This is a genomic window from Crenobacter sp. CS_VA4 (assembly GCF_055597485.1).
Map to the genome: position 1 here is coordinate 1 of NZ_JBVMAE010000172.1, position 246 is coordinate 246.

Annotated in this window: 1 protein-coding gene; it reads left to right on the plus strand. The window is 59.3% G+C overall.

Annotated elements, in window-relative coordinates; genetic code table 11:
- Positions 1–246, plus strand: a 246-nt coding sequence (locus tag ACZ2IA_RS23195) for a hypothetical protein (RefSeq protein WP_470294933.1), incomplete at both ends; no start/stop codon positions are given.

Below are 246 nucleotides of genomic sequence, written 5' to 3' on the forward strand. Positions count from 1 at the left end.
CCGATTACGACTTCAGCGAGAACCTGACCGGTTATTACCTGTTCGGGCTGGCCAAGCACACCTCTTACACCGATGGCGGCGCCAGTGACGAAGACCCGCTGGCGGGGCGGAGTCTGGCGACCAATGCCTTGATCACCTCGGTAGACAACCAGAACCCCGCCGGCTACTCCTTTGGTAATACGGCCAGTTCGCGTCCGAACACGGAGCTGGAATCCTTCTCCCACGAATTGCGCTTTGACTGGCAGT